The organism is Bacteroidota bacterium (assembly GCA_023957335.1).
GTDB lineage: Bacteria > Bacteroidota > Bacteroidia > NS11-12g > UBA955 > JALOAG01.
In genome coordinates this window covers 383,398-400,284 of the sequence record JAMLHC010000001.1, presented here as the reverse complement: position 1 = coordinate 400,284, position 16,887 = coordinate 383,398, and the positions used below count along the sequence as shown (strand labels likewise).

General features: G+C 36.9%; 19 protein-coding genes. 3 read left to right on the top strand and 16 right to left on the bottom strand.

Translation table 11 applies throughout. The features are described 5' to 3' along the window. Window positions 1-161: 161 nt before the first annotated feature. Both M9892_01710 and M9892_01705 read right to left on the bottom strand, forming a co-directional pair. Window positions 162-1,088 (bottom strand): GNAT family N-acetyltransferase, encoded by a 927-nt coding sequence (locus M9892_01710; protein ID MCO5253066.1) that lies wholly within the window; start codon window positions 1,086-1,088, stop codon window positions 162-164. Then, the gene (locus M9892_01705) at window positions 1,088-1,909 is read right to left on the bottom strand and encodes a 1-acyl-sn-glycerol-3-phosphate acyltransferase (protein MCO5253065.1); all 822 of its coding nucleotides are present in this window, start codon (window positions 1,907-1,909) and stop codon (window positions 1,088-1,090) included. The genes M9892_01710 and M9892_01705 overlap by 1 nt, the downstream gene beginning before the upstream one ends. A 44-nt stretch (window positions 1,910-1,953) precedes the next feature. On the opposite strand from M9892_01705, the gene M9892_01700 reads away from it, so the two are divergent. Further along, a complete protein-coding gene (locus M9892_01700) occupies window positions 1,954-2,106 on the top strand; it encodes a hypothetical protein (GenBank protein ID MCO5253064.1) in 153 nt (50 codons plus the stop codon). Between the two features lie 118 nt (window positions 2,107-2,224). Here M9892_01700 and M9892_01695 read toward each other — a convergent pair whose 3' ends face one another. The 5 genes from M9892_01695 to M9892_01675 form a co-directional block, all read right to left on the bottom strand. After that, on the bottom strand, window positions 2,225-3,025 hold the full coding sequence (locus tag M9892_01695) for a hypothetical protein (protein ID MCO5253063.1): 801 nt from the start codon (window positions 3,023-3,025) through the stop codon (window positions 2,225-2,227). Window positions 3,026-3,179: 154 nt separating this feature from the next. After that, window positions 3,180-3,578, bottom strand: coding sequence for a hypothetical protein (locus M9892_01690; GenBank protein MCO5253062.1), 399 nt, complete (start codon window positions 3,576-3,578; stop codon window positions 3,180-3,182). A gap of 50 nt (window positions 3,579-3,628) precedes the next feature. Beyond that, on the bottom strand, window positions 3,629-3,970 hold the full coding sequence (locus M9892_01685) for a four helix bundle protein (protein ID MCO5253061.1): 342 nt from the start codon (window positions 3,968-3,970) through the stop codon (window positions 3,629-3,631). Between the two features lie 60 nt (window positions 3,971-4,030). Then, entirely contained in the window at window positions 4,031-5,071 is a 1,041-nt protein-coding gene (locus M9892_01680; GenBank protein ID MCO5253060.1) for a DUF1566 domain-containing protein, read from the bottom strand. 5 nt (window positions 5,072-5,076) lie between these two features. Next, window positions 5,077-5,565, bottom strand: a complete 489-nt coding sequence (locus M9892_01675; protein MCO5253059.1) for a T9SS type A sorting domain-containing protein — start codon at window positions 5,563-5,565, stop codon at window positions 5,077-5,079. Window positions 5,566-6,132: 567 nt separating this feature from the next. Here M9892_01675 and M9892_01670 point away from each other — a divergent pair. Then, entirely contained in the window at window positions 6,133-6,555 is a 423-nt protein-coding gene (locus M9892_01670; GenBank protein ID MCO5253058.1) for a hypothetical protein, read from the top strand. A 125-nt stretch (window positions 6,556-6,680) separates the two neighbouring features. On the opposite strand, the gene M9892_01665 is transcribed toward M9892_01670, so the two are convergent. From M9892_01665 to M9892_01625, 9 genes are all read right to left on the bottom strand, one after another. Continuing rightward, window positions 6,681-7,124 carry an Hsp20/alpha crystallin family protein gene (locus tag M9892_01665; GenBank protein ID MCO5253057.1) on the bottom strand — a complete coding sequence of 148 codons (444 nt, stop codon included), beginning with the start codon at window positions 7,122-7,124 and terminating at the stop codon, window positions 6,681-6,683. 108 nt (window positions 7,125-7,232) lie between these two features. Further along, the gene (locus M9892_01660; protein ID MCO5253056.1) at window positions 7,233-8,477 is read right to left on the bottom strand and encodes a 3-phosphoshikimate 1-carboxyvinyltransferase; all 1,245 of its coding nucleotides are present in this window, start codon (window positions 8,475-8,477) and stop codon (window positions 7,233-7,235) included. Beyond that, window positions 8,474-9,526: a 3-dehydroquinate synthase gene (locus M9892_01655; GenBank protein ID MCO5253055.1), complete on the bottom strand. Its 1,053-nt coding sequence runs from the start codon at window positions 9,524-9,526 to the stop codon at window positions 8,474-8,476. The genes M9892_01660 and M9892_01655 overlap by 4 nt, the downstream gene beginning before the upstream one ends. Further along, complete coding sequence (locus M9892_01650) at window positions 9,523-10,431, bottom strand: DUF4835 family protein (protein ID MCO5253054.1); 909 nt, start codon at window positions 10,429-10,431, stop codon at window positions 9,523-9,525. Before M9892_01650 ends, M9892_01655 begins: the two co-directional genes overlap by 4 nt. Next, complete coding sequence (gene coaBC / locus M9892_01645; protein ID MCO5253053.1) at window positions 10,428-11,618, bottom strand: bifunctional phosphopantothenoylcysteine decarboxylase/phosphopantothenate--cysteine ligase CoaBC; 1,191 nt, start codon at window positions 11,616-11,618, stop codon at window positions 10,428-10,430. The genes M9892_01650 and coaBC overlap by 4 nt, the downstream gene beginning before the upstream one ends. Beyond that, window positions 11,608-11,946, bottom strand: a complete 339-nt coding sequence (locus tag M9892_01640; protein MCO5253052.1) for a DNA-directed RNA polymerase subunit omega — start codon at window positions 11,944-11,946, stop codon at window positions 11,608-11,610. The genes coaBC and M9892_01640 overlap by 11 nt, the downstream gene beginning before the upstream one ends. A gap of 12 nt (window positions 11,947-11,958) precedes the next feature. After that, entirely contained in the window at window positions 11,959-12,783 is an 825-nt protein-coding gene (gene bamD / locus M9892_01635) for an outer membrane protein assembly factor BamD (GenBank protein ID MCO5253051.1), read from the bottom strand. Window positions 12,784-12,874: 91 nt separating this feature from the next. Next, window positions 12,875-14,167: an aminopeptidase P N-terminal domain-containing protein gene (locus M9892_01630; GenBank protein ID MCO5253050.1), complete on the bottom strand. Its 1,293-nt coding sequence runs from the start codon at window positions 14,165-14,167 to the stop codon at window positions 12,875-12,877. Between the two features lie 72 nt (window positions 14,168-14,239). Then, entirely contained in the window at window positions 14,240-14,674 is a 435-nt protein-coding gene (locus M9892_01625; protein MCO5253049.1) for a hypothetical protein, read from the bottom strand. 170 nt (window positions 14,675-14,844) lie between these two features. Here M9892_01625 and M9892_01620 point away from each other — a divergent pair, with 170 nt between their 5' ends. Further along, the gene (locus M9892_01620; protein MCO5253048.1) at window positions 14,845-16,815 is read left to right on the top strand and encodes a GNAT family N-acetyltransferase; all 1,971 of its coding nucleotides are present in this window, start codon (window positions 14,845-14,847) and stop codon (window positions 16,813-16,815) included. Window positions 16,816-16,887: the final 72 nt, after the last annotated feature.

Here is a 16,887-nt window from a genome sequence, read left to right as displayed (position 1 = left end):
CTATATTTTATGTTTCTTGATTATAGTGTTGCAATTACTTGGTTTTTCTTCATTTTATTGCAACCCAATAGGATTACTTTATACTTTGTTCGATGAGTGCCCGTGTTCGTTCTTTTAAGGCAATAAAATGGATTTCTGTGTCGGATTCGATACGCATTATTTTAATTCAAATGTCGCTCTTTCTTTTCAGGATAAATATCAGCGATGGTAACAATGATACCGGTTTCTTCCACACCTCCGAAGTCAGGGTTGAGCGCAGTGCCAAAAGATTTCATGGTTGGAGACAAATGCATGTAAACATTCATTAATGGAGGAATGTTTTCACCCTTTTCACGAACAAAAGTATTGAGAACTTTATAGCCTTCATTAAAATCCAAGCCATCCAATAATTTCATAAACTTGTTTGTGTCATTTTGGTGTGTAATGGGATATTTGGACGTAACTAAATTGTCAGTGTCCGGAAAGTATTTTTTAATAAAATAGAGTAAGAAATCTCTGGATTCTCTGTCAAAATCCGGATACATAGTAACTTTGCCAAAAAAATACTTGATGTTCGGATTGGCAATCACCAGGTGCCCCAATCCGTCCCATATATTATCTAATGAAAAAATGCCTTTGCGCGGGTTGACAGAAGGTTGATACTGTGGTTGCACCCAGCTTCTGCCTAACTCAATTGTATATGGAAGGTATTCATCAATAAATTTTTGGGAATAGCTGAAATAATGTGAAGTGGACATCGGGATAAAGGCTCCTTTATCCTGTGGAATAATATCCTTGCAAATCATAAATCTCATTCCACCTACAATCTCCTCATCTTCAGGCGACCAAACAATAAGTTGATGATAACAATGTTCGATTTTGTCGTATTCGTCAATATCAACAGACTTGCCGGTTCCTCCGCCAGAGTGTCTGAAAGATAATTCGCGCAATCTGCCAATCTCGAGCATGATATTGGGTGAATTGTGTTGGTTAATAATGTAAATCTCATTATTTCCTTTGCGTGTCTTTTTCCCGAATCTTTCGGGCGTTAATTCACTTTTGATTAAACTCCTGTCAATAGGAGCTATGATGGCTTCTTTCGTAGGCATTATAAATCTTTTAGTTGATACACTTTGTTTTTAATTTCTTGCGCCCATTCCAAGTGGCTTTTGGATTTGTCAAAACTACCGGCATGTATAGGCTCGCCAAATTTAATTTTTATTTTTTCACTGTCTTGTTTGTACATCTCATTCACTAAATACAGCATCTCAATATTGGCTTTGATGCCAAGTTTCTTGCGTATGTTGGAAAGATTGTAAAAGAAGTTACTCAATTTGCCATCAATGTAGGCAGGGACAATGAGTTTGTCATATTTGATGGATCGGGTGATAAAAGTCTTTTTCCATTCCAAGTCTTTGATTTCACCACTGATTTTTCTGCTTACCAAGCCTGCCGGAAAAATTCCCAATAGGTTTTCACCTGCAAAGGTTTCTTCAACTGACTTTAGTGAACCGCTTCCGGTTTTATCAAATTTATTTACCCCAACAAAGATGGGTGCCAAATTGTCCAAATGCATCAGTACATCATTTACAATAAATTTGATATCGGGTCTTTTCTCGCGTAAAACGGAAACCAAAGCCATCGCATCCATTCCACCCCACGGGTGATTCATGGTAATAATTGCTCCGCCTTTATCCGGAACATGTTCCAAACCTTCGTATTCTAATTGAATATTGAATTTGTCCATGACAGCTATGCTAAACTCAATGGGATTTTTATCTTTGTTTTCCAAAAGAAATTGATTGATATCATCCTCGTGAAGAATCTTCTTAAGATAATTGATAACAAACGAAGGCATCACTTTCAAGAGTGTTGGATTCTTCTCTTGAATCAATTTGTCAACGTCTATTATTTTGCAGGTTGGGGTCATGCGATAATTTTACGAAACTAACATGATATTATAAATGAAATAATATGACAAATCCTCAACCTGTCGAACAGTTTGAAATGAAGTCGGCAGATGCCTTTGATGATTGTTTGATGGGTGTGCAATGCTCAATCCCAATATTATTTCTTGGGACAAATATAGATATTCTGAGAATAATCTACCGGAGAGAAATTAATTAAAAATATATTGAAAATCTGATACTTACTTGTAAATGAACATTGTAAGTTGATGAAAGTATTAATGTACGATTAAAATAAATTCTATTTACATAAAACCAAATGATAGGGCTGATTTTACTTAGATTTTGCCCGAAGAATTGTCTTTAATACGCTTTTTTAATTTTCTACGCACATTCCATGCTGAAAAGGAGGCGCCCCATGCTCCAACTCCAATAGATATATGTACCCAATCATCTACTTTAAGAGGTTTTTTAGAAATGAAAAATGAATCTACAGCAAAAAATGAAGCAAATAACATAGCAACAGATGCCGTAACAAAAAACCAAGTAGAGCCAATAAATGTGTTTTTTCGATCTTGTTCTTTGAGAAATTCAATGCTGTCTTCTGTTTCTTCGCCTTCAACATAGCCCTGCTCAAATTGTGTGTGAAAAGTTAACGTGTTTTTTTCTTTATAGTCATTCAGTAAATCGCAAAGCATAGAAGCAAACCTATTGTATTTTTGAAGAAGCGCTTTTTCAGAAGGAACGGCTATTTCTTCCTTCATGGTAAACTTGTTGTTTCTCCATAAAAGAGTCATTTCTTTAATAGCAACTTTAAAGTTAGAATTTGCATTAGGGCTTTCAATTTCGATAGCTTTAAATGAGGTGATTTCGAAAAAAGGAATAATGATTTCTTTTTTTGCCTTGTGCTTAGTTATGATTATTGAGTCGTCACTGACTTGTAAAGTTAATTCTGTGATGTCAATTTTCCCGGCAACTATAAATAGTGCAAGAGTTATTGCTATAAAAATGCTAATCAGCAAGCTGCCTGACGTTTCTGTTGTAAAATAAACTATAACACAAACTAATGCAACCAATAGGATGCTAATGATAGTTAAATTAGTAGTAGAATATTTTTTTGTGTAATACAATTCTGTCATTTTAGATTCTTTTTACAGGAGCAAAAGTATTTAGTTAAGTATTTAAAAAAAGTGTTTGATGGCATAAAAATGCTCAACTACTATTTCTGCTTTTGCTTTTCTTTTTTGACTCATTTTTTGTGCGAAATAAAGTTAACAATTCTGTCAACCTATTTCAGGACAAGTCACTTTCTGCAATATCTACCATCGTGGAGAAGGCTATTGCTTTTAACTCGGCATCTTTCAATTGCTTTTCTAATTCAGCTATTCGTTTCTTTAGTTGCAGGTTCTCAAAAGATTCTTCATCATTGTTAACCGGCTTATCTGGCTTTGTTTTCTTCTGTGCCATCGGATATAAATTTGACACAATGTTAGGTATTCTGGTTTTAATTCCGGTGTTGTAGCCTAATTGCCGCATCCAGCGAAGCAGCTGTCCATGCTCTTCTTCTTCGCCTGTGTACTTTTCCCAAATTTCAACTTTGGTACATTGGGTTGCAATTAACTCCTGAATGATTTTGTGTTTCTCCTCTACGGTAAAATATTTACCTGCTTTTTGAATGATTTTATTGTCCATGTTTTACACTTTTTTGTGTAAACCTATTTTAGGACAAGACATTCCGGCATTTACCGATTAGCATTTCGCCAACCGGTAATTTGTTTGCCTATGCTATCCATTAATCCCGATAGCTCGGCTTGCTTTTTTATTGCCAATATTTTCATATCCACGCTAAGGCGTATCTCGAATTTTAGTAATTCAAAATCGTCTAAAAATGCTTCGAGATACACCTGTTTTTCTTTTGCTTTATTGGCTCTGTAAATACTCCTTACAAGTTGTATGGCATCACGCTTCATGTCTTGCCCGAGGGTATGTTTATACTCTCGCGGAAAATCTTTGGTATATTCAAAAACCTTCAATACAAGTTTATATACATCCTTAAAAACCGGTAAATCGTAGTAAAGTGCCAAAGTCAAAAATTTTTTCGACCGCCAAAGGCGGTATTTATTAATAGTTTAATAGATAAATTGTTAAAAAGCCCGAACGGCACGCACACTATAAGTATCTGCCTTATTGAGGCCACCTGCGCGGCCGTAGTAGAAGGTGAAGTAGAATGCGTAGGTTGCAACGTCCTCCGTACTACTCCAATAGTAGGCAGTATTTGAAAGCAGGGTTGCACCTACGTCATTTAAACCTTTATTGGCGTGAAAACGATTGTACCATAATAAGCTTAACTCGTCAATTGAAGGTAAATACCAGTCTGTAAAGCCACCATCAGTCAATCCATTTACATAATTAGCAGCAGGGCTTGCTGTCATTAATCCAGTGTTATAAACACCGTCCCAACTGCGTGTAGCATTAGTAGTAGTAGAACTACTTTGCCATTGTGCTGTGCTTTCATTTTTATTAACAATAAGCCCGTGTTGGTTGCCATCGCTACCTATATAAATGTAAAATACAATACCTCCTAGAGTATCTTGTCCTAGGTGAAAATTGTTTGTAGAGCCCCCACCTGTGGCACTTATGGTATTACCAACTATGGTAATGTTAGTGCCCGCAACTAATTGGTCTTGTTTGTTGTTCCAATAAGTAGTGTCAGTTCCAGTAATGCCACTTGCTACTGATGCACCAAAAATAGGGTCAGTTTCGGTTATTGTACCTGTTATTGTTTCAGCCGTTTTTGCATGCAAAGCATACGGTACACTAAGCAGTTGGCTGGTGCCGGTAATGGTGTAATTTGTACCGCCTGTTGGATCTGTTTCAGTTTTAATAAAATAAGGTCCATTTGCCCAATTGATAGTGGTAAAGTCTCCACTTACAACTGTTCCTGAACCAATTTCTAAACTTACTAAACCATTAATGTTGGAAGTAGGTGTTTGGGTTTCTACATAAACTGCTGTTCCACTTGAAGAACCTTGTAGTATGCTTATCTGCATTCCTACGGCAGTAGAGGTAACTAGTGCATTATTTCCGTCACGCACAACGGCTTGGTAGCTCATTTTTTCGGGGCTCTGTGCCCATAAACTTGCAGTCATTAATAATACTGCACATATTGTAATTATCTTTTTCATTGTTTTTAGTTTTTAATAATTTTAAATGATTGAACTTTTTTATTTTCTTGGTTTACAACGTTTATAAAGTAAGTAGCTGTTGGCAAACTATTCATGTTTATTTGAGTTTGCTGTGCTACTATTTGTCCGTTGCTTAACTGTTTCCCTTGTATATCAAATAGCTGGTAAGACAATTTCTCGTTGTTGTAATCGCTTATTTGCAAGGTTAAATTATCCGTTGTCGGGTTTGGAAAAACGGAAAGCGAGATATTCAATTCAGTTTCTTTAATTCCTACCGTAAAAATTTCGTAGGCATGTTGCACGCCCTGTGCTACACTTCCATTACTTCCAGTGTTGGTTGTGTAAACTACCTGTCCGATACTGTAAGCAACAGTTCCTCCGCTTCCCGTGGCATCACCACCAGATGAATTGGCAGACTCTTGAGCTTGTGCAAAGCCTGCCCATAGCAGTCCTGCCATTAACATAGCTACGGGTCTTGATTTGTTTTTTGTCATATTGTTTTGTTTTTTAATTATTCCTACTCGTTTGGCTTTTCGGAAACCGCCCCGTCAGAAGTATGATTTTGCTGTTAACTCGTCACACCAATGAACGCTAACTCCTAAACATGCGCAATACTAAACCATTCTTCCCTTTCACGCAAGTGAATTTATTTTTTGACATAAAACCGTATTCTGTTTCATTGTTATTGATTATATATTGCAGATAATTTTACTGCAAATAAAATTTAGATATTTAATAGAGTAAAGAATATGGATATTAAGAATTCGAAGATTGATTTGATAAACCCAAATAGAATTGGATTTGTTTTTGATGCCGGTAAAAACAAAGGACAAAATCTAATTTGGATTCAATTTGGAAAAGACTTGATTTGTCGGCTAAATTAAAAGAAACAGCCTGTGATGTACTAAAAATACCCACCGTGGAAGCAATGGTTGTTTTTCTGTTGTCAATTACGCTTGTCTGATTAACTTGAGTGTTTTTAAAAAAAAATTAATAGGTTATTCTTGCAACGACATGAAAAACATTTATGTTTGTTGCTGTAAAAACAAAATTTATAGATTATGAAAAGAATTAAAAGAACAATGATTTATGCAGTAGCATTCATTGCAATGATTTCAATCTCTGCCACAGCGTTTGCGCAGAATCCTCCTAAAACTAAAATTGATTTACATCAAACAAAAGTTACTCCAACGCGTGGTTCTAATCCCAACATTAAAGTTGATCGTCCAACCACTGATAATGCTACTACATCACGTGGTTATGGATCTTCTACTTGTCGTATCTACTTATCAAATTATACCGATTTTAATATTGATATTTATGTTGACGGAGTTTGGAAAGGAACTTTGGGTGCATGGGATGAAGCTTATGTAAACACAGGCTCCGGTTACACTACTATGTACGGTATTTCTACCGGTAAAACAACAGAATGGAAGTTCGAAGGTGCTAACTGTCAAAGCAGTACAACCTACAATTTTTATTAAGCGTGTAGTTTTAAACTAAACTATTGAAAGCGTATCCGATTGGGTGCGCTTTTTTTGTTTAAGTCATTGCAAAAAAAAGAGGTTTGGATAATTCCAAACCTCTTTTTATGTTATTCTCAGATTAATTATTTGATTTCGATTGTGCGTTTACCGGGTGTTTGAATAGATTGTTTTTTCAATACATCGATCTCCAAAATTCCATTTTGATAGGCAGCATTTACATTGCTTTCATCTGCATTTTCGGGTAAAGAAAAACTTCTGCTGAATGAAGAATAACTGAACTCTCTTCGGGTTACTTTCTCTCCATCTTTCTCTTCCTTCTCTTGTTTGCTTTCAGATGAGATTGTCAAAATCCCATTTTCTACATGGATGCTAAAATCATCTTTTTTGAGTCCCGGGATTGCTACTTCGAGTTTATAACTCTTGTCTGTTTCTTTAACATTGATTGCGGGCATTGTAGTGCCTAATTTTAAACCTTTGTCAAAGATGTCTTCATTGAAGAAATTGTCCCATACATCGCGATTAAATGTTGGGAATAAATCGTGATTGTTAAATTTAATAAGTGCCATAACTTTAAATATTAATTTGTTCTTTAATAACAACATTGTCGAATCTTGTTCCAAAGTGAAAAAGAGGACAAAGTGTCTTGCAGTAAGGGGTTAGAAAGACAAAAAGTCTTAATTTGATGATTGAATTCCTGTTTTTGCAGCTTCTATCCAGAAATTTGGAAAGGATTTGCTGACAACCTCCGGCTGATTGATTTGAATATGTGCAAACAAAGCAAAATAACTCAGAGCCATAGCTATTCTGTGGTCTTCGTAGGTGTCAAATTCAATCACCTGAGGAATGTGGATGTCTTTTGTTTCTAATCGCCAATTTTTCCCGTCTTGATAAAATCGTATTCCGGATTTTTTCAATTCTTTTTGCAGTGCTGAACTGCGGTTGCTCTCTTTGAGTGCCAATGATTCCAAGCCTGAGAATATACAATCATGTTGCAATAATGCCAGCACCACAATAAAATTCATACTTAAATCAGGAGAGTCAGCAAAATCTAAGTGTGATAAGTGTGTGATTTGTTTATTATTAAAAAATCTGATTCCCTTTTGGGCTGGTTTGAAGCCCAAGCCGAGAGCGTTCGCATATTTGATAATAAAAGCGCTATCTCCTTGTATGCTGTTGACGGATAGTCCGTTAATCGTAATATTCAAGTCGCGAATCAATAAAGGTAGCAAAATGAAAAAAGATGCAGCGCTCCAATCGCGTTCAGTTTCATACTCAATTATACTTGTATTTTTTTCAAAATGAGGAAAGAAAAATTGTAATTCATCTTGCCGGGTAAAGGGTATGCGAAGCTGCTCCATACATTTGAGCGTCATGTCCCAATATGGTTTTGAACCCAAGTTCTCAGGCAAAACAAGGGTAAGACCTTTGGAGAAAGCGGGGGCAATCATTGCCATTGCAGAATAAAATTGACTGCTTTGCTTATTTTCTGTTTTTAGAGTAATACCTCCTGTCAAAGGTTTTCCATTGATTCTCAACGGTGGAAATCCGTGCGTTTCTTCATAAGTTATTTGTGCGCCTATGTTTTGTAACATCTCAACCAAACCTGCAATAGGTCGCTCTTTCATTCTGGAAGTGCCGGTTAACAAACAATTTGATGGAGAAATTGCTAACAATGCAGTTAAAAATCTGAAGACCGTTCCGGCATCTTGAGCTTCAAGTGTTGTATTATTAAAAGATTGAGTCAGAAGATTCTCTAACAATATACTGTCATTGGAGTCGGATTTGTTCAGTAAAACAAGATTTGGGAAATAGAGTTTTTTGAGAATAAGAAGACGGTTATAGATACTTTTTGATAGCGGCACATTAATTTCAAAATCCTTGGAAAGGCTTTTGTGATATTTCAGGATAGCGTTGCTCATAGATTGTTGAAGTGTTTGAGTGTATGCTTTACAATATCAAGGGGAACTTCTACATTGATGACAAATAATCCCGGTTCTTTTAGCAAAGTCATTTGAATTTTTTCGTCTTTGTTTTTTTTATCGTTGCGCAAACTTTCAATAATCTTATCAATCTTGTTGATTTGTGTAGGAAGTGGGAATATTTGAGATAAAGTAGAATTAATATTTACCGCCCATTCGCTCGACATTATACCCATCTGATTGGCTACTAAATTTTCTAATTGTATGCCCCAAAATATTGCCTCACCATGCAGCAGTGTATCTGATTTTTCATTGTACACGGCTTCAATAGCATGCCCTATGCTGTGTCCGTAGTTAAGTGATTTGCGTATTCCTTTTTCAAATGGGTCTTGTTGTACGATTTTTCCTTTTGCAGCCAAGGCAGCTTTGATGTAGCCGGATAGGAGAGGATTGTCAGCAGCAGGAATGGCGGGGTGTTGTGCAATTTTGTTCCACTCTTTGCAATCAAATAGCAGGAGCATTTTTATTATTTCGGCAAAACCTGATATGTGTTCTCTTTGGGGTAAAGTTTTAATAAAATCTGTTGCAATGCATACACTATTGGCATGATGGAAAGTTCCCAAAGCATTCTTAACCAAGCCTAAGTTGATTCCGGTTTTGCCTCCTAATGCTGCATCTGCCATTGCAAGCGTGGTTGTTGGGATATTGATAAATCGGATACCTCTTTTGAAAATCGAAGCGGTCATTCCACCAAGGTCGCAAACCATGCCGCCCCCAAGATTAATGAGCAGCGCATCTCTGTCAGCGTGTAGTTTGAGTAATTCTTCACAAACAAAGAATAATTGTTGCGGGTTTTTGTTGTGGTCACCCGGTGCAATAGTGATGACCGAATATGTGTTACTGTTAAAATAGGGTAGGAAGCAATATTGGTAGGTGTTTGAATCGCACAGAAAATTGATTTGTGAGCTATTCTGCTTCTGTATAAATAGGTTTAAATCTGATACAGAATCAAAAAAATAAACAGATTCCAAACCGTTGATATCCGTCATGACTGCCTGATTTTGTCATATTCTCCGGCATTGGCTACATCCATCTTTTTGAGCATGTCAATAATTCTGTTCTTTTCTGCAACTGTAGCCTGCTTATAAATTTCAATGATTTCGTTGTGTTTAACCAAGAAGAAATTACGTATCATCATTGAATTGGGTTGGCTTCTGCACAAATCCTGAATATTTTTGAGAGATTCTTCAATCTCCTTACGTCCGGCTTCCACATCCTTATACATGATGTCAAGCCCTTTCCTATGGTATTGATAAATGGTCAGTCGCAAAGGTTTGAAACGATCATTAAGCAAGTTGTCCAACAAATAATATCTGTTCTTGTCTCGTACTCCGTCATTCGGACGCCAACCTTGAATACTTTGAGAAGCATCCAGAATGCTCTTGGCTTGTTGGTAATAGGGGGTTCCCGCAAGTTCGCCAAAACTGTCATAGTCGATTCCCATAATAATATAGGCATAATAAGCCAATATCCCTGTCAGATTATAGACATTGCTATTCTCCTGAAAATCCATGGACTGAAAGGCTTGATATGTAAAAGAAACTCCTTCTTCTCGGAAGTTGGTTAACATGGATGTATAGCCTGATTTGTAAACAGGTCTGAGGCTTTGCAACTGAATGTTAGCTATCATCGAATTTGAGCCGGGATCATACGAGGTTACTTCAATAATCATATTGACCATGATACGCTCTTGTTGCAAAAAACGGTCTTTGCTCCATTTTCTGCCATTAAGGAACTGGATTACGGAATTTTGAAGACTTGTAAAAATACTTTTATCGCTGAGTTGAACTTGTGTGGATATGACATTGACATTAAAGTTCATGTCCTGTGCCTGTGAAACAAAGGATGTCCCCAAAAACAGAAGTAAAAATATGCGGTTTAAAATGCTTTTCATTGTGTAATTAATTCAACGAGTTGTCGTGCAATTTCATTTTTACTAGCCAATGGCAACTCTATTGTTTTTGATTTTTTATCTATAAGCGTAACTTTATTGGTGTCGGAGCCAAAGCCTGCGCCTTTGTCATTCATAGAGTTAAGCACAATAAAATCCAAATTTTTCTTCTTTATTTTTGCTTTTGCATTGGCAATTTCGTTTCTATCTTCCAGTGCAAAACCTACTAGAATCTGCTTTGTGGTCTTCTTTTTTCCCATTTCAAATAGAATGTCCTTGTTGGGAATCAGTTCAATGGTATCAAAATCAGACTTTTCTTTTTTGATTTTTATCTTTGCAATAGATTTAGGCTTGAAATCCGCCACTGCTGCAGACATCACAATGTAATCCGATTTGGATAAAAGTTTCATACACTTGTCAAACATTTCATCAGCCGACACAATGCTGTGCACCTTGATATTTGCGTGATTAGCTTTGATGCCGGTTGTGCCGCTGACTAAGTTGACGATTGCTCCTTTTTCTGCAAATGCTTGCGCAATAGCAAATCCCATTTTGCCACTGGAGAAGTTGCCAATAAAGCGTACAGGGTCAATCTTTTCATAAGTAGGTCCCGCAGTTACTAATATGTGCTTACCCTTTAAAGTAGGATTAAAATAATTTTGCAGGATATTAAGAATATCAGCCGGTTCAGCCATTCTGCCTTCTCCATACAAACCACTCGCAAGTTCACCGTTAACTGCCGGAATCAGATGATTGCCGTGGTTTATGAGTGTTTGGATATTGTCTTTGGTTGTAAGGTGTGCATACATGTCCAAATCCATTGCGGGGGCAAAGAATACGGGACATTTTGCAGATAGATAGGTTGCCAACAATAGGTTATCGCAAATTCCGGTTGCCATTTTAGCCAATGTATTGGCAGTAGCTGGAGCTATGAGCATAATGTCTGCCCACAAACCCAACTCGACATGATTTGTCCATTCACCATTTTCCGGTTTGAAGAAATCTATATAAACAGGTCTTTTGGATAAGGTTGATAAGGTTAGGGGTGTAACAAAGGCTGTTGCATCTTTGGTCATAATCACCTGCACTTCTGCATTTGATTTGACAAGCTCCCTAACGAGAAAAGCCGCTTTGTAGGCGGCTATGCTGGAAGTAATTCCAATGATGATTCGTTTTCCCTTAAAATCCATCCGAGTTGGTTTCGGGTGCTCTGTAGTAGATTTTGTCTTCTACAAATTCTTCCAAAGCCATCAAGGTAGGTTTTGGCAGTTTTTCGTAATAAGTAGAAATCTCAATCTGTTCTCTGTTTTCAAAAATCTCTTCCAAATTGTCGTGTTCTGCAGCAAAGGATTCTAACTTTTTGGTTAATTCTTCCTTAATCTGAACGGTCAGTTGATTAGATCTTTTAGATACAATCGCAAGCGTTTTGTAAATATTCTTTGTGTCTTTGTCAAGTTGGCGAATATCCCAGGCTTCTGCGGTTTCTCTTGATTTTTTTTGAATTTCTGATAAGCTCATTTTATACGGTTATTATTTGTTTAATTTATTAATGTTATCTGATATTTTATCTTTCAAATTAGCGGCTTCCTTAAAAAAGCTGCTTGTGCTGTTTGGATAGTTGGAAACATATTCTTCATAGTACTTCATGGCATCTGTGTAACGTTCTATTTGCTTCTCTCTGATGCTCAATGAGGCATATTTGTATGCACTCTTAAAAATCAAAAACTCAATTTCTTCTTTTTCTTCAATATCAGGATAGGTCTCCAGACATACTGTAAAAGTAACAATGGCAGCCTTGTAGTCTTCCATCTTATAATAAATCATGGCATTGTCAAAGGCTTTTTGCTTAAGTTTTCGTCTGAGATTGTCTATGTTTTGATTGGCTTCTTCTCGATATTTGCTTGTCGGAAATAAATTAAGAAAGAGTTGGAAGTTTTCTATGGCTCTTGTTGTCAAACTCTGGTCAAGGTACGGAGGGTCGGAGGCGTAGTATTGACACATGCAATACATGAAAAAACATTCCTCTGTCTTGCTGCTGTTATAAAAGGATTCTGTAAAGTTATAAAAATGGCTGGCAGCTGTTTCAAAATCTCCCATTCCATAAAAACAGTAGGCGATGTAATAATAAATTTCCTCTACTTTGTTGGACTCCCTGAATTTGCCCATCAATTCCTGAAAAATAGGGAGTGCTCGCTCATAAGAGCCTTTTTTATAGTAGATTTTAGCCAATTCATATTTTTCATCAGGAGTGCCCGATTTGGCTATTTTGCTATTGGATGAACAGCCCGCAATCACAATGGCTGACAACCCGAATATAAAAAGATAAAACTTATTTAAAATGAAGTGCAGAGGCATTTCTTGTAAAACGCGCAAATATAGATAAAATTACGATTGCTTTATTTGTTTTTAATCTGACTCGAGAACGTGCTATAACCATTGTTATAACTTAATTCATCAAATCTTCAATCTCTTCGACTTCAATTGGCATTTGAGCTTCATCCATGAGATCGGTGAATTTTTCTTTGCCAATCAAAATCTCATTTTCGATTCTCACTCCAATCCCTTCTTCTTTGATATAAATGCCGGGCTCGCAGCTAAAAGTCATCCCCGCTTGCATGGGTTCATAACGCATTCCTACATCATGCACATCAATGCCAAGGAAGTGAGAGGTTCCGTGCATAAAATATTTTTTATATGCAGGATTGTTAAGGTCTTGATTGTGAATGTCATTCATGGTTAACAGTCCCAAGTCAACCAGTTGTTTTTCCATCAAGACACCCACTTCTTTGTGATATTCCATAAGCATGGTGCCCGGTTTGAGCAATTCTCTTGCCTGACGCATCACGGTTAAAACTGCGTTGTAAACTTGCTTTTGTCTGGGGCTGAAACGACCGTTGATGGGCATACAACGTGTCATGTCACTGGCATAATTTGCATAATCACATCCGGTGTCAAGCAATAGTAAATGTCCATCTTCACATACTTTATTATTTTCAACATAATGTAACACACAAGCAGAGGGACCGCTTGCTACAATAGGTGAAAACGAGTGTCCATTGCCTCGGTTTCTAATAAACTCGTGAATTAACTCTGCCTCTATCTCCCATTCACCCACACCGGGCTTAACAAATTTTAATACCCTTAATAAAGCTTTTTTGTGTATGGCTACCGCTTGACGCATGATTGCCAACTCTTTTTCTGATTTGAGTGAACGCAAACGTTGAAGAATAGGTGCGGCACGTTCGTACTTGTGCAAGGGAAACATTCTTTTCAGGCTATAGGCAAAGTCCAATGGTTTGTAAGGCGAATTGAAAGTGTAGCGATCGTTTTCATTGATTGATAGATACACGTATTCTGCCATATTGATTACTGCACGCAGTTTTTCAGGGAAATTGTCATTCCAAAATACATTTTTAATTCCGGAAGTTTCGAAAGCTTCTTCTTGTGTATATTTATGTCCGTTCCAAGTGGCAATGGAAGCATTGGTCTCTACCAAAAAAAGAGCCTCTTTGTATTCAGTGATTGGGCAGTCCGGGAAAAGGACTAAAAATGAATCTTCTTGATCAATTCCTGTCAACCAAAATAAGTCTGAGTTTTGTTTGAATTTATGCGTAGCATCACCGTTCCAAGAGTATTCGTAGTTGGAGGTAATGATAGCAATGCTGCCGGGTTTGAGTTTTTCAGTAAATCTTTTTCTATTTTCAACAAATATTGAACTGTCAAGTTGTGTGTACTTCATGGATTCTAAATTTCAGGCAAAAGTAATAGATTATTAAAATGCAGGAAATAAATGTCGTCCAAATGCAACAAACTATGCTTTGATAGTATCACAAGCACTGACTCTTTTGAATTGTTCTCTAACAAGTTCAGTGAAAACTTCTACATCTACGCTATTGAGGTAGTTGGTCTGGAAATTAATCACACGGTTGCTGTTTCTCAATCTAAGATTAATCTCATAAATATGAAAACTTACTCTGTCAACGATATCCCATGCCAAAAAAGCCGGTTTGTTAAAAATATTGGTGCGAAACTCAATGCCTTTGTCATTCACTTTGATATAATACCTCCCGGCTAACTTGATTCGCAGCACAACAAAAGCAATTGACAAAATCACACCAAAAATGACTAAGAATGTGATACCGAAAGAAAGCAAAGAAATGAAGCCCAAAAAGGCGGCAATGATAAAGAGAGCATAAAATAACCCCTCTGCTTTGATAGTACTAACGGTAAATATTCGTTCTTGCATAGAGTGCACAAATGTAATGTCATATTTATTAGCTTTCTTGTTGTTTGGTTTTAAATGGCTTTATTCTCGTTATTTGTCTAATGCAAATACTTGTGCACATGTTAAACACTCACTGATTATGTGTAGGAAATAATCATAGTATTGCTGTTAGAAAATCGCAAATTACATAGATGACTATTTCGATTAGAAGGGCAGGAGTGAACGAACTCGACCTTCTGGAATCAATTGAAAAATCAGCATTCTCTGCTTTTCAGCAAAGCAATAGAAGGCAATTGCAATGGAGTCTGAAAAGCCCCTCTCAAGAAGTTTGGATTGCGGAAATAACTCAAAACGGAATTGTCAATTCTGTAGGTAGCATTATCCTTCATTTTCATAAGAATAGTATCAGGTTGTATTCTATTGGTATTCTGCTCCAATACCAAGGAATGGGGATAGGCGAGAAATTGTTAGACCATATTGTGAATATAGCCACATCCAAGCATGTGCAATATATTTCTCTTGAATTAGATGCCGAAAATGAGGAATTATTTCAATGGTATAAACGTCATGGTTATGAATTTGTGCGACAGATTCCTGATTACTACTCACAAGGAAGGCATGCATTCAAAATGGTGCGCAATCTCACCAATCACTTGCCCAATAACAAATTGACCAATGTAATTGTGGTGGACAACCCCAAGAAATGGAACTTGAATATTGAAGATGTTGAAATCATGTCCACTGCTGATTATATTAATAATATTGACGATGTGGCGGACAAAAAAGCCCGTATTTTCAACCTTTCCAATTCCTATCGATACCAAAGTTTGGGATATTATGTGTCTTTACTCGCAGCTGCTCGGGATCAGCGCGTTATTCCAACCGTTACAACCATACGTGATTTTAAGGATTTGCATTTGATTCGTTCAGTTGCAGATGATTTGGACGAGTTGATTCAGAAAGAACTTGCCAAATGCAAATCTCATATTCATACTTTTAATGTCTATTTTGGACAAACTCAGGATGAATGCTATAAACTTTTGTCGAAAAAACTCTATCAGATGTTTGAAATTCTCATGTTTCAAGTTCAGTTCACTTTTGCCAATGATAAATGGCAGATTAAAAAACTCAAACCTCTTACTCTCAAAGAGATAGAGCCAACTGATTTCGAAATTGTGCAGACTTATGCCAAAGAATATTTCAAAATCAAAAGATTTTCTATTGCTAAGCTCAAGAATTATACATACTGTCTTGCCATACTCATCAACCCGGATGAAGCTCATCCGCCATCTGACAGACTTGCACTGAAAAGACTCAAGAATGCCGCAGATGAATGTGATGTGTATGCTGAGTTTATTACAAGAGATGACTATAACCGCCTGAGCGAATTTGATGCATTATTCATAAGAGAAACAACCGATGTAAATAACCACACCTATCTTTTTTCGCGCAAAGCTTATGCAGAGGGATTGGTTGTAATGGACGACCCTTGGTCTATTCTGCGTTGTTCAAACAAGATATTTCTTTATGAAAGGTTGTTGCACAATCACATCGCTACACCCAAAACCATTGTACTCAACAAACATAGCAATCTTGACAAGGAACTAATCGGAATAGAATACCCAATGATACTCAAAAGCCCTGACGGGTCTTTTTCTATAGGAGTTTCCAAGGTCAAGAACCGTCAGGAATTAGAGAATAATCTAAAAAATCTTTTTGTCAAATCGGAATTGATATTAGTACAAGAGTATTTGCCCACCGAGTTTGATTGGAGAATAGGCGTGCTTGATAATCAGCCGCTTTATGCATGCAAATATTTTATGGCAAAAAATCATTGGCAAATTCTCAACTGGAATTCCAAATCAAAAGACAGAGAAGGAGCTTATGCAACAATGCCCATCTCAGAAGTTCCTGCAAAGGTGCTCAATAGTGCGCTCAAAGCGGCTGCACAGATGGGAGATAGTTTGTACGGAGTGGATTTAAAAGTAGTGGGTGATAAGGTGTATGTAATAGAAGTGAATGATAATCCCAATATTGACGGTGGAGTTGAAGATAAAATTCTGGGGGATGAACTCTATGAACGCATTGTAAAATCTTTTGTTACAAGAATTGAAATGTCCAGAAATATTGATCGCTTTGTGAGTGTTCATCCCAAACCCTAATGGACGCTCTTCAAAGCTGTTAATATGCTCGTTCCGCAATTACGAGACCCAAAACATAACAGCAATTATAAC